Here is a 25347-nt window from a genome sequence, read left to right as displayed (position 1 = left end):
TTCCTGGGAGCAGCGCAATGCCCGTGACCCGTATTCCGATCATCGATCTTGCCGGCGTTCGCGCGGGCGACCCGCAGGCTTTGACGCGCGTGGCGCACGAAATCCGCGAGGCGTGCACGACGATCGGCTTCTTCTATATCGTCAATCACGGCGTGCCGCAAATGGCAATCGATGCAGCCGAACAGGCGGCGCGCACGTTCTTTGCGTTTCCGGTGGAGACGAAGCGGCGCGCGGCGGTCAATCAAAGGCATCGAGGTTTCAACGCGCTCGGCGACGCCACCATGTATCAGGCGAAGCGCCCCGACTACAAGGAGTTCTTCAGCATCGGCCTCGAGTTGCCGGAGGACGATCCCGATGTGCGCGCGGGCCAGGCGCTGCGTGGGCCGAACAACTGGCCGGATTTCATGCCCGGGTTGCGGCCCGCGCTGTATGGTTACTACGAAGCGGTCGCGGCATGCGGCGCCGATCTGCTGCGGGCGGTGGCGGTAAGTCTCGGCGTTGACGAGCATTTCTTCGCGCCGCGCTATACGAAGCGGATGCAGCGCACGCAGATGGTCTACTATCCGCCGCAGCCGCCCCAGTCTGACGCGGATCAGTTCGGCGTCGCGCCGCATACCGACTACGGCTGCATTACTTTGCTATGGCAGGATCGGGTGGGCGGCTTGCAGGTGCGTGAGATCGCCAACGATACGTGGGTCGATGCGCCGCCGGTCGAAGGCAGCTTCGTGGTGAACGTCGGCGATCTGCTGGCGCGCTGGACTAATGACCGCTTCCGCTCCACCTTGCATCGCGTGATCAATGCGTCGGGGCGCGAGCGCTATTCGATCGCGACGTTTTATGATCCCACTTACGGTGCGATGGTCGATCCACGTGAGCTCGGCACGAGCGACGCCGACCTCAAGTACCAACCGGTCGCCGCGGGTGACTATATCCTCGGGCGGATCAACGATTCGATGGGTTATCGGAAGAAAGCAGCCGTTGAAGGAAAGCAAGGAACTACTGCATGACAGATAACAGTTTGACTAACGGCGTAGCAGGCAGCAGCGCGGCCCGCAACGCAACCCACGGCGCAGCGCCACTTTCTGCAACGCTCGATGCGCTACGTGCCGCGCTCGGTGCCGACGTGGTGCGGGTCGGCGAGCAGATCGGCGAACACGCGATGACCGACTGGACACGCCACGATCCGACGCGTCCTGCCGCGCTGCTCTTGCCGCGCAGCACGGAAGACGTCTCTCGCGCGTTGGCGATTTGCCACGCCGCGCATCAACCGGTGGTGCCGCAGGGCGGCATGACCGGTCTCGCCGGCGGCGCGATTGCGCGCGCGACCGATATTGCGCTGTCGCTCGAACGGCTCACCGGCGTGGAAGAAATTGACACCGCTTCGGCCACGTTAACCGTGCGCGCCGGCACCACCTTGCAAACCGCCCAGGAGTCGGCCGCCGAAGCCGGCTTCGAACTCGCGCTCGATCTCGGCGCACGAGGCTCGTGCCAGATCGGCGGCAATCTGGCGACCAACGCAGGCGGCAATCGCGTGATCCAGTCGGGCACCGCGCGCGACCAGGTGCTCGGTCTCGAAGTTGTGCTTGCCAACGGCGACGTGCTGACTTCACTCGGCAAGATGGTCAAGAACAACACCGGCTATGACCTGAAACACTGGTTTATCGGTTCGGAAGGCACGCTCGGCGTGATCACGCGCGCGGTGCTGCGGCTCCATCCGCCGCGCGCGGCGCGCCACACGGCGCTCGTCGCCCTTGACGGGTACGACGCCGCCGTGAACCTGCTGCGCCGCCTGTCGACGCGCTTTGGCAACGACATCGGCGCGTTCGAGATCATGTGGCCGGATTTCTACGATTTCGGCGTGAAGCTGACGGGCACGCGCTCGCCGTTCGCCGACTCGCACCCGCTCTATGCACTGATCGAACACGCGAGCTTCGACGCGAGCGACGACGGCGAACGCTTCTCTGCCGCGCTGGCCGAAGCGCTCGATTCAGAAGCGATCCGCGACGCGGTGATCGCGCAATCGGTCGCTGATGTGCGCGCGTTGTGGGCGATTCGCGAGTGCACCGCCGAGTTTCCGGTGCGGCTGGATGCGATCAACTTCGACGTGAGTTTGCCCATCGGCGAGATCGGCGCTTTTGTCGATCGTTGCCGCGCGGCGCTCGATCAGCGCTGGCCGGGCAACGCGTCGTATTTTTTCGGCCATATCGGCGATTCGAATCTGCATGTCACCGTGGACGGCCATTCGATCCCCGGCGTCGATCATCATGCGGTGTATGCGTTCGTCTACGAGATGCTCAGGCCGTTGCACGGCTCGGTGTCGGCGGAACACGGGATCGGCTTGCTCAAGCGCGAGTTCTTGCCGATCTCGCGCTCGCCGGCTGAATTGGCCGCCATGGCGGCGATCAAACACGCGCTGGACCCGCACGGCATTCTGAATCCGGGCAAGCTGTTTTGACCGAAGGCGTGCCGCGCGATTCAACGCGGCGCGTCTTCAGCGTGCGTCAGCAGCTCGTTGGCGTAGCGCCGGTACAGCCATGACAGCGAGGCTGCGGCGAACACGACGAAAACAGCATTGAGCAGCGCCTGAATAATCGCGACGACGGCCAGGCCCTGGGTCTGGTGCGCGGCCAGCATCTTCGGGCCGACGAGCACGAATAAAAGGACGGTGACGACAAAGAGCGGCACATAAGTCACGAAGCCCACGCCGATGATGCTCCATACGTGTCCACGGCTGTCCCTCCACGCCGCACGCAAGGCAACCCGGCTGCCGAGGGCAATGGACGGATAAAGCAGGCTCAGACGGATAAGCACGAATAGATAAATGAGCAGCAGCGGCACGTAAACCAGGAATCCCATCTTGAGCGCGCGCATGGCGACAAAGGTGAATCCTATAATCGCCAGCACAATCAGCATGATGGCGAGCCACACCAGCGCATAGCGGGCGAGCGGCTTGCCGTTGAGCGGCACGAGCGGGTGCGCGCCTTCGCCAAGCAGCACGAAACGATGGACCTTGATGGTCAGCGTGCCAGATACCGCCAGCTGTAGAAAGAACCAGACCAGCGACAGCAGGCCGTGGCCGACACGCGTCATCGAGTCCATATTGTCAGTGGCGGCGGGGCGTTGCCCTATCAGCAGCGAGGTGCAGGCCAATACCGCGCAGACACCCAGGAACAACCAGGGCATTTGCGTGACGGCTTGCCACGAACTGATCCAGCCTTTTTTGACGCAAGCCCCGAAGGTCAACTGTTCCATAGTTTTCTGTGAAATCGTCCTGAAGTGTGAAGCCCGCGGCCGTGTTGCTATTGATGGCGGGATTTGATTATGTCTTGCAAGGCAAAGTGGACGCGATGACACGCGTCTGTCGGCTACGCACCGGCCACTTCGTCAATGTGTTGCGACAGAGTCCATACCAGTCGACGTCACCACGGGCTGTGCGGCGGGTGAGGCGAGGTAGTCGAGCAGTGCCTTCGCCTCTTTCGGATGTTCGGCGCCCACCGGGATGCCCGCAGCATATCGCGTGACCGATTGCACCGATTCCGGAATCTTTCCAACGAACGTGGCGCCCGGCACCGGCAGCAACTCACTGACCTGCTGGAATCCCACCTCGTAATCGCCATTGGCGACCACGGATGCGACTGGAATCTTCGGGATCATCTTCGCTTTGGCTTTCACCTGATCCCCAATGCCGAGTTTGCCGAAGAGCTCGCGTTCGATATAGACACCGCTCGCGCTATCCGAGTAGGCGATCGATCTGGCGTGAAGCAGAGTCTCTTTCAGTGCCTCGACCGAACTGATATCCGGCTTCGGCGCGCCGCTGCGCACGGCCATGCCAATGCGGGAATCGGCCAGCTCGACGCGCGACCCGGGAATCACCTTGCCTTGCTTGATCAGATCGTCGAGCGCGTAGCCGACCATGATGACCACGTCCGCGTGCTCTCCGCGCTCGAGCCGGTTCGGAATGGCTTCCGGCGATTTACCCATCGACGGCCCGAGGATCGTTTCGAGCGTGTTGCCTGTCGACGCCGCGAACTTGGGGCCGAGCAGTTTATAGGCGGCGGTGAAGCCGCCTGAACTCATCACATGGAGTTCGGCGGCCTGTACGTTCGCTGTTGCAACGGTGCCGGCCAACAGCCCGGCGGTCAACGTGGTCAGAAAAAAGTTTTTCATCCGGATAAGCGTGGCAGGGTGATGTGGATAGGGTGTGATGGGCTCGCGGGGCCAGGTGCGCTGACTGTACCCGCGGCGAACCGCCCCCTTACACATACCATACCTGAACCGCCGCCCGAAGAGCGAGCGGCGTGCAACCCATGCACGCAGCCGCGGCGTTCTCCGATCTTATGGCGACGTGGCGCTTAAGCATTCGTCAATGCGCATTCAGATACCGCGCAATCACCGGATAGACATCCACCGCCGCATTCTTGCCGAAGATGCAGTCGATATGCCCGTAGCCGGGAATGATGTGTCGTTCGTAAGGCTGCTCGGGGAAGTGCTCGACCAGCATGTCGTAGGTAATCAAGGTACTCTTCGGCAGATAGGTTTCGTTTTTTTCACCGTGGATGAAGCCGATCGGCAGGCGCATGCCTTCCAGACCCCTCATGCCGTCCGCGCCGCTCAGGTAGACGTCTCGGCCTTCGGCATCGACAACCTTGCCCGCCCGCACCATCGCGGCGAGATGCTTGAAGACGGAGACGTCGTGCACGCCGAACAATTCCTGCAGGTTCGAGTGAAGTGTCTCGCTCAATTTTTCATGTTCGTAGAGCAGGCCGTAAAGGAAGGTCGCCCGGTGGCAGATTGGGCTGCCGCAGCCCTGTTTGTGAGTGGTCGGGTAGAGCCGCAGCGCTTCATCGAGCAGGTTGTGGGGCCACGACCTATGTTCCGTAAAAGCAGTCAGGTCGAGCACGCCGAGATGTTCCATGATGTCCGGGACGTGCAGCCCGCACTTGATCTTTCCGAGTGTGCCCGGCACCGGATGCGCCGAGACCTGCGAGATGACGACCGAGCGCACGCCCTCGAGGCCGTACAGCAGCGACATCGTCAACGCCAACCCACCCATGCAGTGGGCCAGCACCTGAATGTCTGGCAGGCCGGTCAGCTCCCGCACTTTAGCGACCGCGGCCGGAATGTCCTCGCGAGCGACCTTGTCGACGTTGGTCGGCACCAGCACGCTCGGCATTTCGATGCTGACGCGCAGATCGACGAGCCACACGTCGTAGCCGGCCGCACAGAGATATTCCACCAGGTTGGTCGTGACCAGATCGGTGGAAAAGATGCGGCTCGACACACCCGAGCCGTGGATCAGCAGCACGGGACGCAGCGGTGTGTTGGGCGGCCCGGCGTAGCGTGTGAGTCGCAGCGTGGTCTTATCGGGCGTATCGAAGAAGACCACCTGCGGCACAGGTGCGCGCAGCACGCGCTTCAGACGCGGGGGCGCCTTCGGATCATAAAACTGCAAGGGCGCCGCCACGCCGCCGTACTCGGTGAACAGCACGCCCGCGAAAAATTTGCCGAACTTCAGGGTCCATTCAAGGCGCGTTGTCAGATCGGGTGCGTTGGTGACTTCAAGCGTGCGTTGCTGCTTGATGAAATTCTCGGGCGTGATGATCAGCGTTGCTTTGCCGATCGCCGGTGCATCCGCTTGCGCCGATTCGCGAATTTCGGCGTAGAGCGTGTTGGTCTGGTCCCAAAGATTGATCGGCGACGTACGCGTAATGATCTTCTGTCCACTCAGATAGTAGGTTTTGCCTTCGGTGGAATTGAGCGTCATGCGGTAATTCATGTTGCGCTCGTCCACGTCCGATTCGTTGACCACGAACAGGTTGAAGGTGCCGTCCGTGATCGTCATGGGTTGCGCGGAGAGCGCGGCGCAGGTCAGCGTGCCAGTGGTGTGGGCCAGATGTTGCGGATTGCTCAGCATATCGGCCAGATCGTCCGATTCGACAGTCAGTGTGAATTCAATCGGACTGGTGGCGGCATCGCCCGCCACGCCAGGCGTGTAGGTGCCGATCATTGTTTCGGTGAAGCGCAGGCCGATCTTCTGGGGCGGCGGCGTGCCGGCCGTGCCCTTGGCCTGGTAGTCGATCTTCCAGCCTCGCGCGTCCGCAAGCAGCGCGCAATTGCGTTCGGCCAGCGCGGAAATCGTCAACAGCGGATTGACGCCGAGCGACATCGGCATGACCGCGCCATCCATCACATACAGGCCTTCGTGCACGTCATCCCCTGTCGTGCCGCTGAAGACCCGGCCCTGATGGTCGACGACACCGCGCTCGGCATCCTCACCCATCCCGCAGCCGCCGAGCGGATGCACGGTGACGGTGCGGTTCTTGAGCATTCGGGTCGAGATCGGGTTGCGCACGTATTTACCGCCGAGCGGCGCCTGCGCCTTCTCGAGCGTGTCTTCGACAGTGCGGAAGATCGGCTGCTTGCCGGCCTTCGGCCAGTCGATGCGTGGTCTGCCCTTGTCATTCACGCTGATCTGGCCGCTTTCGTCGTCATGCGCCATGACCAGGTAGGTTTGCGTATGGTTGAGGGCGCCGTGATAGGGGCCGCGCAGGAGGCTTTCGATCACGCGAGTGTCGTAGTCTGCCGGTTCCCCGGCGGCGCGCGGAGCGGGAATCTCGACGCCTTCGAGCGGCGCGGCGCCGCCGAGCAGCGCGACCATCGCGGCGCCAACCGGCCCGGCGAGCGAGCCTTCTTCGATCACGAAGCCGTCTGTCACGTCAGGGGTGTTGCGATGGTCGATGATGCCGGTAATGGTCGGCCCGACCGGTGGGATGTCGCCCTGCATGTGTACGCCCCAGCCGACACCGTTGATCACCTCGTCGGTGTTGTACGCGAACGCCAGTACGTCGCCGTTCCCGGTGAAGTGTTGGCCGAGCATGTCGGAAACGGTCAGCCCCGCCTTGCGCGAGCGCAACAGCAGGGCGGTCGAACCGATCGTGCCGGCCGAGACAATGACGATGTCGGCGCTCACGAACAGATCAGGCGCGTCATAACTCTCGCGGCCTAGCTTTACCTCCTGAAAACGCACAGTCCACTTTTGCTTAGCCGCGTCGCGCACCACCGAATGCACGGCTGCGCCCGTGAAAATATGGGCGCCGTGCGCGACCGCATCGGGCAGATAGTTCATGTGCGTCGAATTTTTTGCGTCGTAATTGCAGCCCGAATTGCAATCGCCGCATCCGACGCAGGCTTGCTGCGCAACGCCCGCAGCGTTGATGCGGTCCTCGAAGGTGACGGTGACCGGCGGTGGGTAAAAGCGATCGGCCATACCGAGCGCCTGCGCGGATTGTTTGAGCGCCTGCAGTTTTGGCAATTGCAAAAAATCGCCGGACACGGGCGACGGTTGCAGCATGGCGCGGGCAAGTTCGTAGCCCTTGTCGCGTCCCGCCTGGTCGCCGCGCAGCGCCTCGGGCCAGCGGACGTCGTCCCATAACCGCGGTTCGGCTTCGAGCGCAACGTTCGCGTTGATCAGCGACGTGCCGCCCAGTCCGCAGCCCACCACCGCATTCACGTCTTCATTCACGTGCACTTCGAGCAGCGCGAGCGGCGAGCCGACTTGCGCGAGGGCGGTGTTGTATTGCACCTGCGCGGCGCCTTCGAGCGGCGTGCGCGGAAACTCGCCGGCCATGAATTCGCGCCCACGTTCCAGCACGCACACCCTGCGGCCGGCGCGCGCCATGCGGCTCGCGGCAATCGCACCTCCATAACCCGAACCCACCACCACGACATCGTAATGCGGCTGCATGGCCGTCAGGGCGCTCGATAAGCGGTTCATTCGGACCACCTCGTCAGGAAAGGGATGCCGGGTAGGGGAGCCCGGACTTCGGAAGGAAGACGGCCTGTGGTTGCGGCTTTTTTATCGTAGGCGGTGCGCGATGACAAAAAAAGGCGCATCGTACGTGGCGCGTGCGTGGCACGTGCTCGATTTGCGGAAAGGGGAAAAAGCCGCCGTCGGCCCAGGCTAGTCTGGGAATACGCTATTAGGCGGCTACTTCATTCATTTCGCTGTCGCTCGATTCGGCGGCGAGCAGGTTTAACGCGAGCAGAATCGCTGGGCGATTGTCGAGCTCGATCTCGATGCCGAGCACGTCGATCAGCCAGCGGCCGATCTTGGTATTAGAAAATTCGTCGGCGCCGGCCGTCTTTTTCATGGTGACGCCGAGTTTGACGGCGCGATAGTGATACGAGGGCACACGATGCTGAGCAGCGACCGCCGACAGGCCGCCTTTCCCTTCCGAGCACCAGCCGAGGCTGCCGGCCAGCACGATGCGTTCCGGCTCGTCGAGGCTGTCGATAAAGGCGCGCGCGGCGAACCGCACGCGTTGCTCGTCGAGGCCGTATTGCAGCAATACGCTTTCGACGGGGTCTTCCAGCGCTTGCGCGTGAAGATCGATCTCCTGCGCCATGCCTTCGTTTTCCATCGACACATTGCGTTGATGGCCGGCGCTGCGCAGGCAGTCGATCAGGTAACGGCGAAAATACGCGCACAGCGCGTAGCCGTTGGAGGGGGCGCTGTCGGCGCAGGCATGGGTTTCCGTGTGGCCGGGCGCGAGGCGCAGTACTTTCGCGTAAATGAACTGCGCGACCAGTTCTTCCTTGTCCTCGCCGAGTGCCTGCAACTCAAGCGGGTGATAGGTGCGCAACGCCCGCTTGACCAGTTCGACCATCGACACCATTTCGTCGGCGGACAGTTGGGTACGACGGCGCCACAGGTCGGGCAGGATCGCATCGTCGAGATTGCGGACGAACGCGTGGCTCGGAACTGCGCCCATGAAAACCTCCATAAAGGGTAAGGCGAGGAGCGCGCGGAGCCTCGACTGCAGGCAAGGAAGGGGGTGTTGGAGCTTGTAAGCCGCGCTGGAATGTGAACCCAGTATGATTTCCGGCGACGGCTTCGCCTATATGGATTAAGTGGTAGCTGATGGGTAAACTGCCGGGTAAACCATCCGGTCAGCATAATTTGCCGTGCCCCACGAGGAGACCGCATGATGCGGGCCGACCCGATCCAGCGTGCAATCGACGAAGACCTGGTGCGCGTGCTGTACGCGCAAGATCCGATCGCCTTCTTTTCGCACTGGTTCTCGATCGCGGTGCTGGTGGCGATCTACTGGCCGAACATTCCGTCGCCACGGCTGTTCATCGCGTGCTTCGGGTTCTATGCGGTGGCCAATTGCGGCAGCCTTGCGCTGTGGATCTGCAATCGCCGCTACCCGCACCTCGTCACGCCGCGTGGCTGGATCAACTTGCACGCGGTGCGCGGCGTGCTGCAGTATAGCGCGCCGGGGCTGGCGATATGGTTCGCGTTTCAGAGCCCCCAAACCGATTTGCCGCTGCTGCACACGGTGATGCTCGTCACGCTGGCGGCCGGCGTGTTCATGTCGAACGGCTTCGATCTGCTGAACTTCTCGACCGCGATTCCGTTTCTGCTGGTCCCATCCATCGTGCTGCATTTCGGCACGCATACGTTCGATCGCACGATTCTCGCCATCGTCCTCGCGTTCTTCTTCTGCGCGATCAACGTCTATGCGCTGAGTTATCGCAAGCTGTTCCGGCAAGTCGTGCAGGCTCGCGTCGATCAGCAATACCTGGCGGAATCACTGGCGGCGCAAAAGCGTGTCGCCGAAGAAGCCAGTCTCGCCAAAACACGGTTTTTTGCGGCCGCGAGCCACGATTTGCGCCAGCCGCTGCATGCGATCGGCCTACTGGCGGCCTCGCTCAACGACACGGCGGCGACGCCCCTACAGCATGGGAAGACCGCCGAGCACATCGTTTATAACGTCGAAGCGTTGAATCAGCTGTTCAACCAGGTGCTCGATCTTGCGAGGCTCGAAAGCGGCGTGACCCAGGTCATCCGCTTGCATTTCCGGCTTTCGGAACTGTTCGAGCGGGTCGGTAGCCAGTACCGCCCGCAGGCGGCGGCCAAAGGCCTGGCGCTGCGGATCGCACCGGCTTCGGTGGTCGTGCATGACGATCCGGTGCTGCTCGAACGCGTACTGAGCAACCTGCTCTCGAACGCCGTGCGCTATACCGAGGAAGGCGCGATCTGGGTCGGCTATCGCCGCGCCGGGCGTCGATCGGGCGGCTATGTCGAGGTGCGCGATTCGGGTATTGGCATCCCTGCCGAGGAACACGAGCGCATCTTCGAAGAGTTCTATCAGGTCGCCAATCCACAGCGCGACGCGCGCCAGGGGCACGGTTTGGGCTTGCCGACGGTGAAGCGCCTGGTCGAGATGCTCGGCGGCGAGTTGCAGATGCGCTCGGCGCCGGGCCGCGGCTCGGTGTTTCGCTTTCCTGTGCAGCAGGGCGACGCCGGCGGGATTGTCGCGAGCCTGAACGAAGCGGTGGCGGGCGGTCCATCGGCACAAGGGCGGCGGGTGCTATGCATTGACGACGAACCGTCGATTCTCGAAGGCCTTGCCAGTCTGCTGGGACGCTGGGGTTGCATCGTGCGTGGCGCACGCGACGAGGTGGATGCGCTCGTCGCGCTGGAAGACGGTTTCGTCCCGGATGCCGTGTTATGTGACTACCAGTTGGCCAATCACCGAACCGGCGCGCAAGCGCTGGCGGCCGTGCGCAATGTGCTCGCGCGGGCCGGGCACGAAAGCGTGGTGACCTTGCTGATCACGGGCGATATGGCGTCGGCGGAACTGGCGGCGCTGGCCTTACAGGGGATTCCGGTGCTGCATAAGCCGGTGACACCGGCGCGCTTGCGGCGCACCCTGGAAATGCTCTGGCAGCAGGCGGAACTGGATAAGGGGCGGGCGGCGTGAGCACCGGCCGCCGACCCGCTGTTACAGGGTTCTGCCGGCTTCCAGCCAGCCGTTGATCACGGCGATCGCCGTGGACCGGTTGTGCACGCCGAGCGCCCGGAAGATCACCGAGAGATGCACCTTGACCGTTCCTTCCGCAACGCCCAGTTCACGCGCGATCATCTTGTTGGTCCAGCCGCGATGCACGAGCCGCATGATGTCCTGCTGTCTTGGCGACAGGTTCTCCAGCAAATGTTGCTGGTGCGGCTGCAGTGCCTGGATTTGCATGATCGGTTCGGTGAGCGCTGCGCCGCCCTGAGTCGAGGCGGGGGCGGTGCCCTGAGCGGAACGCTCGGCCGCCGCTTCGGTGTGCGCCTCACGCGAGCCCAGCAGACTGAGTGCTTCCATTGGCACATAGGCGCCGCCTGACAACACCAGTTCGATTGCTTTGAGCATGACGCTGGCGGGTTGCCGCTTGGGCACGAAGCCGAGCGCGCCGGCGGCCAGCACCGCGCGCATTTCGTCGGGCGATTCTTCGGCGGAGAGCACGACGACCGGCAACGCAGGGTTTGCCTTCAGCAGCACTTCAAGCGACGAAGCGCCGCTCATGCCCGGCATATGCAGATCGACGATGGCGAGGTCGTGGTCGGCGTCGGGCCGCGCGGCGGCGGCGAGTGTTTCCCAGCTATCGGCTTCGTCGAATTGCGCGTCAGGATCGAGCCCACGCAACAGCCCTTTGACGCCTTGCCGGATCAGTTCATGGTCGTCGGCCACAAGAAACTTCATGATGTCTCCGCGAGTCGGACCTGCGAGTTGTGGACTACCGCCGCCGTGCTGCTGGCTTCACTTCCCGTTTTACTTCTATTTTCGAATGGCGTCATGGCCGGTTACCCCGCGATCATATGCCGATCGGTGGCGCGGCGCGCTTTCCGGCGCGCCGCATATTTGACAGTCTATTTATATGATCGCCGGCTGGTTCGATGCACCAGCATATTGTGTAAGGCAGGTCTCTCGCGCATAGGTTCCGGCTTGCTACGAAGACGAGCCGTATGCCCCAATTTTGAAGCCGTCCACGCAGGAATCCGAAGGTTATGCGGGCCGAATGAAATCACGCAAGCGCCGTGGTCATTTGACTGCAAATAGCGTCGCATTCATCAGAAGCTTGAACGCGAAGCCGAGCGATACCGCCGAAGCCACGCCGAAACACCAGAGCGCGATGAACCACAGCCACCCCGGCAGTTTGCCTGCCGGCGGTTGCGACGCGCTGCGGGGGGCTTCAGCGCCCGCGTCCTTAGTGATAGTGATGTTGGTCGTCATGACGCACCTTGCCACGAAATACCCAATAACCCATCGTCGTATAGGCGATGATGACCGGCAGAATCACCGCTGCGCCGACCAGCGTGAACATCTGGCTCGAACGTGGCGCAGCCGCTTCCCAGAGTGTCATGCTCGACGGAATCGCATACGGCCACAGGCTCACCAGCAGCCCCGTATAACCGAGCAGCACCAGCAGGAGCGCCAGCACGAACGGCGTGTTGTGATGCCGGGCACGCACCGCGCGATGCATGAAGAACGCGCACACCGCCACGAGGAACGGCACCGGCAGCAGACGGTAGAACAGGTTGTCGTGGAACCAGCGTTGCGCGATATTCGGATCTTGCAGCGGCGTCCACAGGCTGACCATTGCGATGAACCCGAGCAGCACGAGCGTCAGCGGCCACACCACGCGATGCAGGCGGCGTTGCAGATCGCCTTCGGTCTTCGCGACCAGCCAGCAGCAGCCAAGCAACGCGTAAGTGGTCACCAGACCGAGGCCCGTCAGCAGACTGAACGGCGTGAGCCAGCCGAAGGCGTCGCCCGCATAGCCGCCGTCGATCACCGGAATGCCTTGCAGGAACGCGCCCAGCACGATGCCCTGAAAGAACGTCGCGCCCGCCGAGCCGCCGATGAACGCCAGATCCCACAGATGTTTCGTGCGCTTGGCCTTAGCGCGAATCTCGAACGACACGCCGCGAAAAATCAGGCAGACGAGCATGAAGATCAGCGGCAGATACAGCGCGGACAGCACGGTCGAATAGGCCACCGGAAACACCGCGAACAGCGCGGCGCCGCCGAGCACCAGCCAGGTTTCGTTGCCGTCCCACACGGGCGCGACGGTGTTCATCATCAGGTCGCGTTCTTTCTCATCGGGGAAAAACGGGAAGACGATGCCGATGCCCAGATCGAAACCGTCCAGCACCACGTATATGAATAGGCCTAGCGCAATGATTGCGGCCCACGCTACGGTTACGTCCATTTTCTTTCTCGCAGGCAAAGAGGTTAGGCGGCGTCGATCATGTGATCGGCGGCGGACAAGGGGCGGCGCGCGGTGTGATTCGGCGTGTGCTCAGGCACGCCATGCGGCGTCTGTCCCGGCAGAGCGGGACCGGAGCGCATCAGCTTGAGCATGTAGTAGATGCCGGTGCCGAATACGAGGAAGTACACGACCACGAATGCCATCAGCGAGATGCCGACTTGCTGCGTGGTGAGCGGCGACACCGCCTGTGAGGTGCGCATCACGCCGTACACCACCCACGGCTGACGGCCTGCTTCAGTGGTGACCCAACCCGCCAGCAGCGTGATGAAACCGGTCGGGCCCATCGCCACCGCAAGACGCTGGAACCACTTCGCTTCAAACAGGCGTTCGCGGCGGCGCAGCGCCCATGCCGCCACAGACATCAGGATCATCAGCACGCCGAGCCCGGCCATGATGCGGAAGCTCCAGAACACCACCGTCGAGTTCGGCCGGTCTTGTGGCGGGAACTCCTTCAAGCCGCGAATCTCGCCGTCCCAGCTATGCGTGAGGATCAGGCTGCCGAGGTGCGGGATCGACACCGCGTAGCGCGTGGTCTCCGCTTGCATGTCGGGAATACCGAACAGGTTGAGCGCCGTGCCGCCTTTCTCGGTTTCCCACAGACCTTCGATCGCGGCGATCTTGGCCGGCTGATACTTGCGCGTATTCAGACCGTGCTGATCGCCGACGAATGCCTGAATCGGCGTGAGGATCAGCAGCAGCCAGAGCGCCATCGAGAACATCTTCTTGACGGCAGGATCGCGCCGGCCGCGCAGCAGATGCCATGCGCCCACCGCCGACACCACCAGCCCCCCAACGATGAATGCCGCCAGCGCCATATGCGCGAGCCGGTACGGGAACGACGGATTGAAAATGATCTTGAACCAGTCGAGCGGCACGACACGGCCGTTCACGACTTCAAAGCCCTGCGGTGTTTGCATCCAGCTATTGGACGCAAGAATCCAGAACGTCGAGATCAGCGTGCCGATCGCCACCATCAGCGTGGCGCCGAAGTGGGCGCGCGGACTCACGCGCTGCCAGCCGAACAGCATGATGCCGAGGAAGCCCGCTTCGAGAAAGAACGCGGTCATGACCTCGTACATCAGGAGAGGTCCGGTGATGGGTCCGGCGAAACTGGAGAAGCCTGACCAGTTGGTGCCGAACTGATAGCTCATCACGACGCCGGAGACGACGCCCATACCGAAGGCCACCGCGAAGATCTTCGACCAGAACAGGCAAAGATCTTTGTAGTACGCCTTACCGGTTTTCAGCCAGCGCCATTCGAGTACGGCGATGAAGCTGGCGAGGCCGATGCTGAGCGCCGGAAAAACAATGTGAAACGAGACGGTGAACGCAAACTGAATGCGGGCGAGATCGAATGCCGAAATTGCGGAGTTCATGATCGTGAAGTGCTTTAGGTGCGTCGTGCCTGGAGGCGGACTACGCGCGTCGACCGTTGTCGGTGCGCACTGCGCTGGGCAGATGACGCAAGAGTAGTGGATGAGTGGCTTTTTTGCTGCGATGCGACGTGCGTCAAAAAACCGCGTTGTTTTACGTGGTTTTTCGTTTTTGAGACGGCAAAGCGTTGATAGGTATCAAGTTTTCCTTCACGTGCTTGCGCGTGTCTTTCTCGAGGTCGGCGCGGAACTGCGGCAATAGACCGCGCTGCAACAACGCGACCCCGGCGCTTTCGCGGTGACTGACGTTGGCCTGGTGTTTCCCCGGAACCTGCTTGACTTGATAAATTCTTGGGCATAAAGTTTTATTCATGCGCAGGAATTAACGACCATGGTGCGCCATCGTCCAATCAGGAGACACGCCTTGCTCAATCTCACGCCCGGTTCGCTCTCAGGGCTTCGCATCATCGATCTGTCACGCGTGCTGGGTGGCCCGTACTGCACGCAAATCCTCGCCGACCACGGCGCGGAGGTCGTCAAGGTCGAGCCGCCTAACGGCGACGAAACGCGCACATGGGGGCCACCGTTCGACGGCGACACGGCCTCGTATTTCATCGGCGTGAATCGCAATAAGCTTGGTGTGGCGCTCGATCTGACGCAGGAGCCCGACCGTCAGAAACTGCTGACGCTGCTCGACACCGCCGACGTGCTCGTCGAAAACTTCAAGATCGGCACATTGGAACGCTGGGGCCTTGGCTACGACGCGTTGCAGGCGCGTTTTCCGCGCCTCGTGCATTGCCGCGTGTCGGGTTTCGGCTCGGACGGTCCACTCGGCGCCTTGCCGGGCTACGACGCTGCCGTGCAGGCGCTGACCGGTTTGATGAGCGTGAACGGCGAGGCGGGCGGCGCGCCGTTGCGCATCGGCGTGCCGATCGTCGATCTGGTCACCGGGCTGAACGCGGCGCTCGGCATCCTGATGGCGCTGCGCGAACGCGAGACGAGCGGACGTGGTCAGTTTGTCGAATCGACACTGTTCGACAGTGCGTTGTCGATCCTGCATCCGCATACGCCGAACTGGTTCTACTCGGGTAAAGAGCCGCAACGCAGCGGCAACGCGCATCCCAACATCACGCCGTACGACATGTTCCACACCGGTAGCGTCGATATTTTTCTGGCGGTGGGCAACAACACGCAGTTCGCGGGACTGTGCGCCGTGATTGACGCGCAGCCGCTCGTCGACGATCCGCGCTTTGCCAGCAACAAGGAGCGCAGCGCGCATCGCCGCGAATTGCGCGCCGAACTCGAGAAACGCTTTGCGTCGTGGGAAGGCGAACTGCTTGCCGATACGCTGATCCGGCGCGGTGTGCCATGCGCACCGGTGCTTGAGTTGGGCGCGGCGCTGGAGCATCCGCATACGGCACATCGCGGCATGCGGGTGGAGATGGGCACGTACAAGGGTATTGCATCGCCGATCAAGCTGAGCCGCACGCCGGCCAGTTACCGCAGCACGCCCCCGGCGCTCAATGAGCACGCCGAGCAGGTCTTCGGCAAGCCGCCCGCGGACGCCTGAAGTTTTCGCCGCCACGATCATCATGGTGTTGACCGCGGTGCTGGTCGGTGTGTTTCCGCTTTGAGTGCGCTTCGAGCACGTTCGGATCAGCGCAGGTACTACCCGGCAACAACCCAGGACGTTGTTATGAATTTCGATCTCACCGAAGACCAGCAATCGATCCAGTCCGCGATCGAGAAACTCTGCGAAAAATACGACGACGAATACTGGCTCGCCCGCGATCGCGACGGCGGATTTCCACACGACTTCCATCGCACGCTGGCCGATGCCGGCTGGCTCGGTATCGCGATGTCGCCGGAATACGGCGGCTCGGGTCTCGGCATGACCGAGGCCGCGCTCATGATGCGCACGATCAGTGGCTCCGGTGCGGGCTTGTCGGGAGCCTCCGCAGTGCATATGAACATCTTCGGGCTGAACCCCGTACAGGTGTTCGGCAGCGAAGCACAGAAGCGCCGCTTTTTGCCGCCGCTGATCGAGGGCCGCGACAAGGCTTGCTTCGCGGTCACCGAACCGGACGCCGGCCTCGACACCACGCATCTGAAAACCCAGGCCGTGCGCGACGGCGACCACTACGTGCTGTCCGGCCGCAAGATCTGGATCTCCACGGCCCAGGTCGCGAGCAAGATGCTGATCATCGCGCGCACCACGCCGCTCGAGCAGGCCGCCAAACCGACCGACGGTCTCACGCTGTTCTATACCGACCTCGACCGCGAGCGCGTGGAAGTGCGCGAGATCGAGAAAATGGGCCGCAAGGCGGTCGATTCGAACATGCTGTTCATCGACAATCTGCGCGTGCCCGTTGAAGACCGTATCGGCGACGAAGGCGCGGGCTTTCGCTATCTGCTGCACGGCCTGAACCCCGAGCGCATCCTGATCGCCGCCGAAGCGATCGGTCTCGGTCAGGTCGCGTTGAAACGCGCGACACAGTACGCGAAGGAGCGCGTGGTGTTTGGCCGGCCGATCGGCCAGAACCAGGCGATCCAGCACCCGCTCGCCCAAGCCTGGATGCAACTCGAAGCGGCCAATCTGATGGTGTTCAAAGCCGCCTCGCTCTACGACGCCGGCCAGCCCTGCGGCGCGGAAGCCAACGCGGCCAAGTACCTCGCGGCGGAAGCCGCGTTCCAGTCATGCCAGACGGCGATTGCCACGCTCGGCGGCATGGGCTATGCGAAGGAGTATCACGTCGAACGCTATCTGCGGGAGTGTATGATTCCGAGGCTCGCCCCCGTGAGCCCGCAGATGATCATGTGCTTCATCGCGGAGAAAGTGCTGGGCCTGCCGAAGTCGTACTGAGCGTTTCACCCCACCGCCATGGATGTCAAACTCGTTGCCCGCACGCTAGACCTGTTCGAATTGTTCGCTGCCGAGCAACGGCCGCTGCCGCTCACTGAACTCGCGCGTTTGTTGAACGTGCCGGTGTCGAGCTGTCTCGCGCTCGCTCGCACGCTGGTAAGCCGCGGCTATCTGTACGAGGTCAGAAAACGCGGTGGCTACTATCCAACGCGTCGCTTGCAGTTGCTCGCCAGCGCCATCAATGCGGTCGACCCGATCGTCGAGATGGTGCATCCGCGGCTCGTTGAATTGCGCGACGCGTGTGGCGAGACGGCGGTGCTCGGCAAGATCCACGGCACAGCTGTGGTGTATCTCGATGTGGTTGAATCGACCAAGGCGATTCGCTACACGCGCGCGCCCGGCGAGTTGCGGCCCTTGCACGCGAACTCGATCGGCAAGGCGATTTTCGGTGAGCTCGATGCCGCCGCACAGCAGTCACTCGGCGCGCAGCTTTCGTTCGAACGCTTCACCACTGCGACCGTTGCCGACCTGCAAGCGCTCGTCGCGCAAGCGGCCGCTGCAAAGGCTAAGGGTTGGTGCGCCAATCTCGGCGAGAGCGCGCCGGAGTTGTCGGCGATCGCGGTCGCTTTGACGATTGGCGGGGACCTGTACGGTCTTTCAGTCGTGGGCCCGACCGAGCGCATACAGAAAGATCAGAAGGCGCATGCCATCGAATTAATGCGCGTGAAACAGGCGATCGAAGCGCAAGAACAGCAGGAGCCGCAGGAGTAACGACGCCGGCTATGCGATCGAGATAAACAGTTGCTTGTCACACGCGGCCGCGTATCTGCGCAACGTGTCGATAGAAGGCGAGTGCTGCCCCGAAGCCAGTGCCCGTTCCAGCCGGGTGATGGCCGGCGCTTTCGTGCCCATGCGCTCGGCGACTTGCGCCTGCGTCAAGCCGGCTTCGCGGCGCGCGGCGAGCATCTGGTCGAGCAGCGCGAATTCTTCGCGGTTCAGCCGTTCGTATTCGGCGCGTACTTCGGGATCGGCGAGCGCCCGTTCGCGCATTGCCTTATAGGTTGCCATTTCTGATCTCCAGCAGTCTTTTGCGCGCCACGTCCAGTTCGTTACGCGGCGTGTGTTGCGACTTCTTCACGAAGCTGTGAAGTATGACGATTTTCCGTTCCACGATCGAGCAGTAGAACACTCTGGCGATACCCTCCGCGCCTTTCAGGCGCGTCTCGAATAAGCCACCACCCATTGACGCGGTATGCGGCTCGCCGAAGTTCGGGCCGTATTCCTCCATGCGATCGGCCAGCGCGATGAGCGGTTACGACGGCGTTGGCGTATGCTCGACATGGACGAGCACCGCATCGCCATTCGCTGTTTCATTCCTGCTGGTTATTTCGAATACCGCGTGAACCGATTCGGTTCTTCGTGGGTCCGTCATCAAAGTGTGTTGCAGGCCGTGTCATGCTTGAGTAAGCATCCCTGCCGTGTATCGCCGGTCGTTTTGCTCCCATGTTCCGCCCCCTACGCGCGTCGAGTTCGTCGAGCATTCGCAGTTAACGGTTTTCGTCGGACGGCACGGCTCGTGCCGTCCGAATGGTCTGAGAGGCACGCATCATCCACCTGCCGGCGACGGCAGACTTCATTCCCAAGGAGTCAGCAGATGAGCACGATCACCACGAAAGACGGTACGGACATCTTCTACAAGGACTGGGGCAAAGGCCGCCCGGTTGTCTTCTCGCACGGTTGGCCGTTGTCCGCGGATGCCTGGGACGCGCAGATGCTGTTCCTCGGCAGCAAAGGGTTTCGCGTGATCGCGCATGACCGGCGCGGTCATGGCCGTTCGGCGCAGACGTGGGACGGCAACGACATGGATACCTATGCCGACGATCTCGCGGCGCTGATCGAGCACCTCGATCTGCAGGATGCCACGATGGTCGGCCATTCGACCGGCGGCGGGGAGGTCGCGCACTACATCGGCCGGCACGGCACGAATCGCGTGGCGAAGGCTGTGCTGATCGGTGCAGTGCCGCCGCTGATGCTCAAGACAGAGGGCAACCCCGAAGGCACGCCGATCGATGTGTTCGACGGCATCCGCAAGGGCGTGGTCGACGATCGTTCGCAGTTTTTCAAGGATCTGGCGCTGCCGTTTTACGGCTATAACCGTCCGAACGCGAAGGTGTCGCAAGGCGTGATCGATTCGTTCTGGGCGCAAGGCATGGCCGGCTCGATCAAGGGGCTGTACGACTGCATCAAGCAGTTCTCCGAAGTCGACTACACAGAAGATCTGAAGAAGATCGACGTGCCGACGCTGGTTCTGCACGGCGACGACGACCAGATCGTGCCGATCGACGCGGCAGGTCGCAAGACGGCGAAGATCGTGAAGAACGCCACGCTCAAGGTCTACCCGGGCGGGCAGCACGGCATGTGCACCGTCGAGGCGGACAAGGTGAATGCCGATCTGCTGGAATTTATCAGCGCGTAATACGCTGACGTAGCGAGTGCGGCGGCGTGCGGCGATTGCCTTGCGTCAGCCGCACCCGTGCCCGCCTATCGAAGCGCCGGTCAAGCCGTCGGCCAGCCGATGCGCGCCGCCCGGCGCAATGATGAGCGAACCACCAGTCGGTGGAACGGTGCGATGGCAAAGATATAGAAGCGACCGAGCCCATTGTGGCAGTGCACGACCGTGGACAGGATCAAATAGCGCGCGCTGCCCTCGTGCGTATCACGCGTTTGCTGCAATACCGAAAGCCGGAAGTCGAGATGGCTATCGTTCTCGCCGAGGATGATCTCGCGCGCGCTACGCGTGTAGATTCTGAAGATGTCGAGCCGTTCCCTGGCGCCGTGCGAACCTTCCGCGCGCAGCTGCTTCGCCGTCTTGAGTCCGAAGCGGGCGACCAGCGCATCGCGCAGGCTCAACAGTTTCGCAACCCAACCCGGCTGGTGTGCAAACAGAAAACGCGCGAGTAATTCCGGATCGGCAATGGCGTCGTCCGGCAAGCGGACGGCGAACGCGTCCGCGAGGTCCGGGGCATCGTACAGGCGGGCCACGCCGGATTCGGCCGGCACAGCGACTGCAAGCACGGAACGGTTGGTGTCTGGCATGGGAAGGCGCTGCGCCGAAAATGGATCGTAGTGGGAAGGGCGACGTCGCTGCGGGCGCGCCGCAGTTCGATCGCGCGAATGCGCGTCAAGTCTACGCGCGTCCGACGACGCGCGCTCGAGCGCCGATGCCCATCGAGCCAACTGGGCGTGTGCGCTGAATGGCGTATGACTTGGCGTTAATTTACGTTTAATGTTATACGACGTCATATAAATAGAATGGCCGTATATGTTTGTTTATTAACGACAAATTGCCGCTCAGCGCAAGCCAATAGGGGTAAGTGCCTGGTTGAAATTGACCTCGGGATCGCAGATAGTACGTTATCGTACAACTAACAGCCGTTCTCGGTCCGATGCCGCCGCGGCTCGACCGCTTGCCGTCCTCCGGCTCAATCGCGCGCAGCGCTGTAAAGGAACCTTATGAAGAAGATTGCCCTGAGTGGGGCCGGCGGACAGCTCGGCTCGGTAGTCCGTGCGGCGTTGATCGCGCGCGGCATCTCGTTGCGTTCGGCCGCGGGTTCCAGGGCTCTGGTTCCGCTGGTGGAAGGCGAGGATGTGATGCACGGCGACCTGCGCGATCCCACCGTCGTCGATCGTTTGCTGGAGGGCGTCGACGTGTTGATCCACTTCGCTGGCACAAGCGTGGAACGTCCGCTGCCGGAAATCATCGACAACAACCTGCGCGCGCTGGTCGAAGTGTACGAAGGCGCGCGCCGACAAGGCGTCAGGCGCGTGGTGTTTGCCAGCTCCAACCACGCGATTGGCATGTATCCGGTCACCGAACATCTCGATCTCGACTGCGCGCTGCGCCCGGACGGCTTCTACGGCCTGAGCAAGGTGTGGGGCGAAGCGCTGGCGCGCATGTATTGGGACAAGCACGGCATTGAGAGTATCTGCGTGCGCATCGGCAGCTGTCTTGAGCGGCCGACCGAGCAGCGGCACTTGAGCACCTGGTTCGGTCATCGCGACCTGCTGCATTTCCTCGACCGCTGTGTCGAGGCAGAGGACGTAGGTTTCATCACCGTGTGGGGCGTGTCGGCCAACAAACGGAGCTGGTGGGACAACAGCGGTGCCGAGCGCCTCGGTTATCAGCCGATCCAGGACGCCGAGGCCTACGCCGAGGAAGTGCTGGCCCGGCCGAACCCGCTCGATGCATTGGGTCAGCGTTACCAGGGCGGCAGCTTTGTCGGCATCGATTACTCGCGCGACGAAAATGTGAGCAACGACAGCGCGAGCAACGACAGCGCGGTCCGGCCCGTCTGATTGGTTAGGGAATACGAGGAGACACAGGCATGAAAATCAAGGGCATCCGCTGGTGGATGGTCAGTCTGGTCGCGGCCGGGCTCATCATCAATTACCTCGCGCGCAATACGTTGTCGGTGGCGGCGCCGACGCTGATGAAGGACCTCAATATCACGACCGCGCAGTATTCGCATGTCGTGGTGGCGTGGCAGCTTTGCTACGCGTTCATGCAACCGGTTGCGGGCTACGTGCTCGACACCGTCGGCACCAAGATCGGCTTTGCGGCGTTCGCGCTGGCCTGGTCGCTGGCCTGTGCCGCGGCGGCATGGTCGACGGGCTGGCGCAGCCTGGCGTTCTTCCGCGGCATACTCGGTATCGCTGAAGCGGCGGGCATCCCGGCCGGCGTCAAGGCGACGAGCGAGTGGTTCCCGGCCAAGGAGCGTTCCGTTGCGATCGGCTGGTTCAACATCGGCTCGTCCGTGGGCGCGCTGCTGGCGCCGCCGCTTGTTGTTTGGGCGTTGTTGCACGGCCAATGGCAATGGGCTTTCCTGATCGTCGGTGTGGCGGGGATTGTCTGGAGCGTGCTGTGGATGCTGCTGTACAAGCACCCGCAGAAACAGAAGCTGTTGAGCGACGCTGAGCGCGATTACATCCTCAGCGGGCAGGAGGCGAAGCATAGCGAAGCCGGCGCGGTCAAACGCAATTGGGTTGCCATGCTCGGCAGCCGCGATTTCTGGGCAATCGGCATTCCGCGGATTCTTTCCGAGCCGGCCTGGCAGACCTTCAACGCCTGGATCCCGCTCTACATGATGACCGAGCGGCACATGAACCTGAAGGAAGTCGCGCTGTACGCGTGGATGCCCTTTCTGGCTGCGGATATCGGCTGCGTGCTCGGCGGCTACCTCAGCCCGCTATTTCATAAGTACGCGAAGGTCTCGCTGTTCACGTCGCGTAAGTTGGTCTTCGTCGTTGGCGCGCTCTGCATGATCGGGCCGGCTTGCGTCGGGCTGGTGGCGAGTCCTTATGCGGCCGTTGCACTGCTGTGCGTCGGCGGCTTTGCCCACCAGACCCTGTCGGGTGCGCTGTATGCAATCACGTCCGACATGTTCGGCAAGAACGAAGTCGCCACCGCCACGGGCATGGGCGGCATGGCGGGCTACCTGGGCGCGGCGGCGTTCACGGCGCTGTTCGGCGTGCTGGTCACGCAGATCGGCTACAGCCCGTTGTTTGTGGTGCTGGCGGTGTTCGACATCATTGCGGCCGGTGTGGTGTGCCTGCTGGCCCGAAGCAATGACAAGGTGCCCGATCCGCGCTGGGTGGTGGCGAGTGCCGGGGCCAAGTGAGTGATCCTGAGTAATCCTGGGTAATCCTGGGTAACGGGGTTAGGGCCGGCCGCGAATCGCGCCGGGTAATGAAAATGGCGGCGCCCGAGGGCGTCGCCATTTTTTTGCCATCTCGCTTAACACTGGTTGACGATCGTTGTGTTGCAAGTCGTCGAGTGGATGATCGCGCGCGGTCTCCGGCATGGCGCGCGCCGGAGACCGCTTGGCGGTTACCCTACCAACGCACTGTTATACGTGACGCCACCAATCACCACGTTGCTGAGCGTGATGGATTTCACGTTGCTCACCAAGACCGGCCCCGGCGTGGTCGTCGTTGCCGGTCCTGTGCAGATCGGCGTCCCCAGGTTGCAGTTCGAGATCGTCACGCCGGTAATCGGCGGCACTGCCGGCACGGGCAACGGACCGTTGTAGTCCGCAGCCACCGGACCCTGCGCGACGATCGCCTGGAAACACGAAGCCGACGTCGCGGAGAAGCCTGTAGGCATCGGGTAGCTCACCGTACCCGACGTGTTGGTCGCGTTCACGTTCGTGATGTTGACGTTGTTGATCGTCGCGGGGTTCCAGCGCACCGCATCGCCGCTCGGTTGGTAATCGCAGTCGAACGTGATCAGCCCGCCCTGCCCGGTAGACGGGGCTCCCGCGAGACCGACCGTGCCCGCACCGGTGACCGCACCCGGATAGCTAGAGCTCGGGGTCAGCGCATGGCCGCCGTAGGCCCCGGCCAGGTTCACGCCGTTGGGCAGCGTCACACCATTGATCCACACGTTGTTGATGAACCCGCCCCGGTTCATGTTGGTCTTGAAGCGCAGCGCGATGTTCAGCGGATTGGTCGCCCAATTCTCGTTCTGCATTGTCAGATTGCGCGCGTAGACGTTTTGCACGCCCGCGCTCATTTCGCTGCCGATCGTGAGCCCGCCGTGGCCGCTTTGCATCGTGCAGTTCTGGACCACGATGTTCTGCATTGGGCCGTACTCCGTGTCGAGGCACTTGCCAGACTTGATCGCGATGCAGTCGTCGCCGGTATTGAACTGAACGTTCTGCACCAGCACGTAATTACACGCATCCGGGTCGAAGCCGTCGTTGTTCGGGCCGATGCTGTCCGCAAACACGCCGTCGATCACCACGTTCGTGCAATCGGTCGGGTGATGCTGCCAGAACGGCGTGTTCTGCGTGTGGTAATTCTGCAGCAGCACGTTGGTGCAGCCGATGAATTCGACCATGCACGGACGCAGAAAGTGACCGAGGCCGAAGACGCGATCCACGACCGGCACGCCGAGTTCCGACAGCGCGGGCAGATAGTTCTGGTCCTGATTCCAGCCCGAAACCGTGAGCAATGCCATCAGCGTCGTCGTCGTGCCATCCTGATTCATGAACGACACGTTGGTCTGCGGATTCGTGACCTGGGCAGCGGGCAGACTCGTCAAGGCGGTGCTAGCCGGGTAGGTGGCGGCGTTGGCCGGGTAGGAGGTGGTGCCCGTGTTCGCGTCAGCTTGCGAAACCGGCGCGCCGCCCGAAGCCGGTTTCACGTAACCGTACGCGTTACTCGTGCCCTTGAACGTCCACCAGCACGACGTCGGCGGCTTGGTGCTCAACTGCATCGGCGTCATCGCCTGACCGTTCAAAACGCACGTGTTGTCGTCGGCGGTCAGCGCGATGTTGTTCTGCTGATACGCGTAGATCGGCGAGCCGAAGTTCAGACAGTCGTTCGCCTGCCAGCGCGTCCAGTACAGATTGCCGTTCGCCGTCGGGTACGGACCGTTCTTCGCGTAGTCAGCCGGGTTCGGGCTGAAATAGATCGTGCAACCCGAGGTCAAATGGAAATTCACGTTGCTCAGAAGCACGATCGGGCCGCCGCAATACCAATTGCCGGCAGGCACCACCACACGGCCGCCGCCCGCCGCGTGCGCGGCCTGAATCGCGGCATTGAACGCGGAGTACGAATCATATGCAGTGTCCGTCATATCCCACGGCACCATCACGGTCGAGCCAGGGCTTTGCGGCGACGCCGCGGCCTGCGAGCCAGACACCCATGGAATCGCGCCACCGGGCCACGCGTTTGCCTGGATCAAGGCGGACGCCTGCAGTGTCCGCGCGCCGTAGCTCGTCACCTGAAAATCAGCGGCCGGGAATGTCGACGTGGTGATGCTGGCAAGTTTGTTGATGATTGCTGTTGCCTGGCCGGTCGGCCCCCAGATCGGATCCGCAGCCACGGTTGGCGGGGTCGCCGCCGGCGGCGTGGAGCCTAAAGAGTCGCTGCTACCGCCGCAGCCGGGCAGAGTCCCGAGCAGGGTGGCGCCCGCGGAGGCACCTGCGAACACCATAAACGATC

22 protein-coding genes are annotated in these 25347 nt (G+C 62.5%); 9 read left to right on the top strand and 13 right to left on the bottom strand.

Annotated features, from left to right (window positions below; genetic code table 11):
* Positions 1-17 precede the first annotated feature (17 nt).
* A complete protein-coding gene (locus GNZ12_RS32475) occupies positions 18-1007 on the top strand; it encodes an isopenicillin N synthase family dioxygenase (RefSeq protein WP_172316127.1) in 990 nt (329 codons plus the stop codon).
* Entirely contained in the window at positions 1004-2455 is a 1452-nt protein-coding gene (locus GNZ12_RS32470) for an FAD-binding oxidoreductase (RefSeq protein ID WP_235993949.1), read from the top strand. The genes GNZ12_RS32475 and GNZ12_RS32470 overlap by 4 nt, the downstream gene beginning before the upstream one ends.
* 20 nt (positions 2456-2475) lie before the next feature.
* On the opposite strand, the gene GNZ12_RS32465 is transcribed toward GNZ12_RS32470, so the two are convergent.
* The 4 genes from GNZ12_RS32465 to GNZ12_RS32450 form a co-directional block, all read right to left on the bottom strand.
* A complete protein-coding gene (locus tag GNZ12_RS32465; RefSeq protein WP_172316126.1) occupies positions 2476-3354 on the bottom strand; it encodes a hypothetical protein in 879 nt (292 codons plus the stop codon).
* Positions 3355-3384: 30 nt separating this feature from the next.
* Entirely contained in the window at positions 3385-4167 is a 783-nt protein-coding gene (locus tag GNZ12_RS32460) for a substrate-binding domain-containing protein (RefSeq protein ID WP_172316125.1), read from the bottom strand.
* A gap of 196 nt (positions 4168-4363) precedes the next feature.
* Complete coding sequence (locus GNZ12_RS32455) at positions 4364-7774, bottom strand: alpha/beta fold hydrolase (protein WP_172316124.1); 3411 nt, start codon at positions 7772-7774, stop codon at positions 4364-4366.
* A 205-nt stretch (positions 7775-7979) separates the two neighbouring features.
* On the bottom strand, positions 7980-8771 hold the full coding sequence (locus tag GNZ12_RS32450) for a hypothetical protein (RefSeq protein ID WP_172316123.1): 792 nt from the start codon (positions 8769-8771) through the stop codon (positions 7980-7982).
* A gap of 216 nt (positions 8772-8987) precedes the next feature.
* On the opposite strand from GNZ12_RS32450, the gene GNZ12_RS32445 reads away from it, so the two are divergent.
* Positions 8988-10769: an ATP-binding response regulator gene (locus tag GNZ12_RS32445; protein WP_172316177.1), complete on the top strand. Its 1782-nt coding sequence runs from the start codon at positions 8988-8990 to the stop codon at positions 10767-10769.
* 21 nt (positions 10770-10790) lie between these two features.
* Here GNZ12_RS32445 and GNZ12_RS32440 read toward each other — a convergent pair whose 3' ends face one another.
* The 5 genes from GNZ12_RS32440 to GNZ12_RS32420 form a co-directional block, all read right to left on the bottom strand.
* Positions 10791-11534 (bottom strand): response regulator transcription factor, encoded by a 744-nt coding sequence (locus tag GNZ12_RS32440; RefSeq protein WP_172316122.1) that lies wholly within the window; start codon positions 11532-11534, stop codon positions 10791-10793.
* Positions 11535-11873: 339 nt separating this feature from the next.
* The gene (locus GNZ12_RS32435; RefSeq protein WP_172316121.1) at positions 11874-12065 is read right to left on the bottom strand and encodes a hypothetical protein; all 192 of its coding nucleotides are present in this window, start codon (positions 12063-12065) and stop codon (positions 11874-11876) included.
* The gene (cydB, locus tag GNZ12_RS32430) at positions 12040-13044 is read right to left on the bottom strand and encodes a cytochrome d ubiquinol oxidase subunit II (protein ID WP_172316120.1); all 1005 of its coding nucleotides are present in this window, start codon (positions 13042-13044) and stop codon (positions 12040-12042) included. The genes GNZ12_RS32435 and cydB overlap by 26 nt, the downstream gene beginning before the upstream one ends.
* 23 nt (positions 13045-13067) lie before the next feature.
* Entirely contained in the window at positions 13068-14480 is a 1413-nt protein-coding gene (locus GNZ12_RS32425) for a cytochrome ubiquinol oxidase subunit I (protein WP_172316119.1), read from the bottom strand.
* A gap of 151 nt (positions 14481-14631) precedes the next feature.
* Complete coding sequence (locus GNZ12_RS32420) at positions 14632-14850, bottom strand: hypothetical protein (protein WP_172316118.1); 219 nt, start codon at positions 14848-14850, stop codon at positions 14632-14634.
* A gap of 51 nt (positions 14851-14901) precedes the next feature.
* On the opposite strand from GNZ12_RS32420, the gene GNZ12_RS32415 reads away from it, so the two are divergent.
* The 3 genes from GNZ12_RS32415 (at position 14902) to GNZ12_RS32405 (ending at position 18111) form a co-directional block, all read left to right on the top strand.
* The gene (locus tag GNZ12_RS32415) at positions 14902-16047 is read left to right on the top strand and encodes a CaiB/BaiF CoA transferase family protein (protein WP_235993948.1); all 1146 of its coding nucleotides are present in this window, start codon (positions 14902-14904) and stop codon (positions 16045-16047) included.
* A gap of 126 nt (positions 16048-16173) precedes the next feature.
* Complete coding sequence (locus GNZ12_RS32410; protein ID WP_172316116.1) at positions 16174-17340, top strand: acyl-CoA dehydrogenase family protein; 1167 nt, start codon at positions 16174-16176, stop codon at positions 17338-17340.
* Positions 17341-17358: 18 nt separating this feature from the next.
* Positions 17359-18111, top strand: coding sequence for an IclR family transcriptional regulator (locus GNZ12_RS32405; protein ID WP_172316115.1), 753 nt, complete (start codon positions 17359-17361; stop codon positions 18109-18111).
* 9 nt (positions 18112-18120) lie between these two features.
* On the opposite strand, the gene GNZ12_RS32400 is transcribed toward GNZ12_RS32405, so the two are convergent.
* Both GNZ12_RS32400 and GNZ12_RS32395 read right to left on the bottom strand, forming a co-directional pair.
* Positions 18121-18408 carry a helix-turn-helix domain-containing protein gene (locus GNZ12_RS32400; protein WP_172316114.1) on the bottom strand — a complete coding sequence of 96 codons (288 nt, stop codon included), beginning with the start codon at positions 18406-18408 and terminating at the stop codon, positions 18121-18123.
* The gene (locus tag GNZ12_RS32395) at positions 18395-18640 is read right to left on the bottom strand and encodes a type II toxin-antitoxin system RelE/ParE family toxin (RefSeq protein ID WP_268959071.1); all 246 of its coding nucleotides are present in this window, start codon (positions 18638-18640) and stop codon (positions 18395-18397) included. Before GNZ12_RS32395 ends, GNZ12_RS32400 begins: the two co-directional genes overlap by 14 nt.
* Before the next feature lie 354 nt (positions 18641-18994).
* Here GNZ12_RS32395 and GNZ12_RS32390 point away from each other — a divergent pair, with 354 nt between their 5' ends.
* Positions 18995-19816, top strand: coding sequence for an alpha/beta fold hydrolase (locus GNZ12_RS32390; RefSeq protein ID WP_172316112.1), 822 nt, complete (start codon positions 18995-18997; stop codon positions 19814-19816).
* Between the two features lie 80 nt (positions 19817-19896).
* Here GNZ12_RS32390 and GNZ12_RS32385 read toward each other — a convergent pair whose 3' ends face one another.
* On the bottom strand, positions 19897-20436 hold the full coding sequence (locus GNZ12_RS32385) for a DUF2867 domain-containing protein (protein WP_172316111.1): 540 nt from the start codon (positions 20434-20436) through the stop codon (positions 19897-19899).
* Positions 20437-20853: 417 nt separating this feature from the next.
* Between GNZ12_RS32385 and GNZ12_RS32380 the strand changes: the two genes are divergently transcribed.
* Positions 20854-21696, top strand: coding sequence for an NAD-dependent epimerase/dehydratase family protein (locus tag GNZ12_RS32380; RefSeq protein WP_172316110.1), 843 nt, complete (start codon positions 20854-20856; stop codon positions 21694-21696).
* A gap of 29 nt (positions 21697-21725) precedes the next feature.
* Complete coding sequence (locus GNZ12_RS32375) at positions 21726-23018, top strand: MFS transporter (protein WP_172316109.1); 1293 nt, start codon at positions 21726-21728, stop codon at positions 23016-23018.
* Between the two features lie 209 nt (positions 23019-23227).
* Here GNZ12_RS32375 and GNZ12_RS32370 read toward each other — a convergent pair whose 3' ends face one another.
* Entirely contained in the window at positions 23228-25339 is a 2112-nt protein-coding gene (locus GNZ12_RS32370) for a glycoside hydrolase family 28 protein (protein WP_172316108.1), read from the bottom strand.
* Positions 25340-25347 lie beyond the last annotated feature (8 nt).

This window comes from Paraburkholderia solitsugae, assembly GCF_013177695.1.
GTDB classification, from domain to species: domain Bacteria; phylum Pseudomonadota; class Gammaproteobacteria; order Burkholderiales; family Burkholderiaceae; genus Paraburkholderia; species Paraburkholderia solitsugae.
The sequence above is the reverse complement of the archived record's forward strand: the minus strand, read 5'-3'. Positions and strand labels throughout refer to the sequence as shown.

What these genes read in the sequence shown, in the direction of transcription:
- GNZ12_RS32475 (WP_172316127.1), top strand. Translation starts at nt 18, where the DNA reads ATGCCCGTGACCCGTATTCCGATCATCGATCTTGCCGGCGTTCGCGCG.
- GNZ12_RS32470 (WP_235993949.1), top strand. Translation starts at nt 1,004, where the DNA reads ATGACAGATAACAGTTTGACTAACGGCGTAGCAGGCAGCAGCGCGGCC.
- GNZ12_RS32460 (WP_172316125.1), bottom strand. Translation starts at nt 4,167, where the DNA reads ATGAAAAACTTTTTTCTGACCACGTTGACCGCCGGGCTGTTGGCCGGC.
- GNZ12_RS32455 (WP_172316124.1), bottom strand. Translation starts at nt 7,774, where the DNA reads ATGAACCGCTTATCGAGCGCCCTGACGGCCATGCAGCCGCATTACGAT.
- GNZ12_RS32450 (WP_172316123.1), bottom strand. Translation starts at nt 8,771, where the DNA reads ATGGGCGCAGTTCCGAGCCACGCGTTCGTCCGCAATCTCGACGATGCG.
- GNZ12_RS32445 (WP_172316177.1), top strand. Translation starts at nt 8,988, where the DNA reads ATGCGGGCCGACCCGATCCAGCGTGCAATCGACGAAGACCTGGTGCGC.
- GNZ12_RS32440 (WP_172316122.1), bottom strand. Translation starts at nt 11,534, where the DNA reads ATGAAGTTTCTTGTGGCCGACGACCATGAACTGATCCGGCAAGGCGTC.
- GNZ12_RS32435 (WP_172316121.1), bottom strand. Translation starts at nt 12,065, where the DNA reads ATGACGACCAACATCACTATCACTAAGGACGCGGGCGCTGAAGCCCCC.
- cydB (WP_172316120.1), bottom strand. Translation starts at nt 13,044, where the DNA reads ATGGACGTAACCGTAGCGTGGGCCGCAATCATTGCGCTAGGCCTATTC.
- GNZ12_RS32425 (WP_172316119.1), bottom strand. Translation starts at nt 14,480, where the DNA reads ATGAACTCCGCAATTTCGGCATTCGATCTCGCCCGCATTCAGTTTGCG.
- GNZ12_RS32420 (WP_172316118.1), bottom strand. Translation starts at nt 14,850, where the DNA reads ATGAATAAAACTTTATGCCCAAGAATTTATCAAGTCAAGCAGGTTCCG.
- GNZ12_RS32410 (WP_172316116.1), top strand. Translation starts at nt 16,174, where the DNA reads ATGAATTTCGATCTCACCGAAGACCAGCAATCGATCCAGTCCGCGATC.
- GNZ12_RS32405 (WP_172316115.1), top strand. Translation starts at nt 17,359, where the DNA reads ATGGATGTCAAACTCGTTGCCCGCACGCTAGACCTGTTCGAATTGTTC.
- GNZ12_RS32400 (WP_172316114.1), bottom strand. Translation starts at nt 18,408, where the DNA reads ATGGCAACCTATAAGGCAATGCGCGAACGGGCGCTCGCCGATCCCGAA.
- GNZ12_RS32390 (WP_172316112.1), top strand. Translation starts at nt 18,995, where the DNA reads ATGAGCACGATCACCACGAAAGACGGTACGGACATCTTCTACAAGGAC.
- GNZ12_RS32385 (WP_172316111.1), bottom strand. Translation starts at nt 20,436, where the DNA reads ATGCCAGACACCAACCGTTCCGTGCTTGCAGTCGCTGTGCCGGCCGAA.
- GNZ12_RS32380 (WP_172316110.1), top strand. Translation starts at nt 20,854, where the DNA reads ATGAAGAAGATTGCCCTGAGTGGGGCCGGCGGACAGCTCGGCTCGGTA.
- GNZ12_RS32375 (WP_172316109.1), top strand. Translation starts at nt 21,726, where the DNA reads ATGAAAATCAAGGGCATCCGCTGGTGGATGGTCAGTCTGGTCGCGGCC.
- GNZ12_RS32370 (WP_172316108.1), bottom strand. Translation starts at nt 25,339, where the DNA reads ATGGTGTTCGCAGGTGCCTCCGCGGGCGCCACCCTGCTCGGGACTCTG.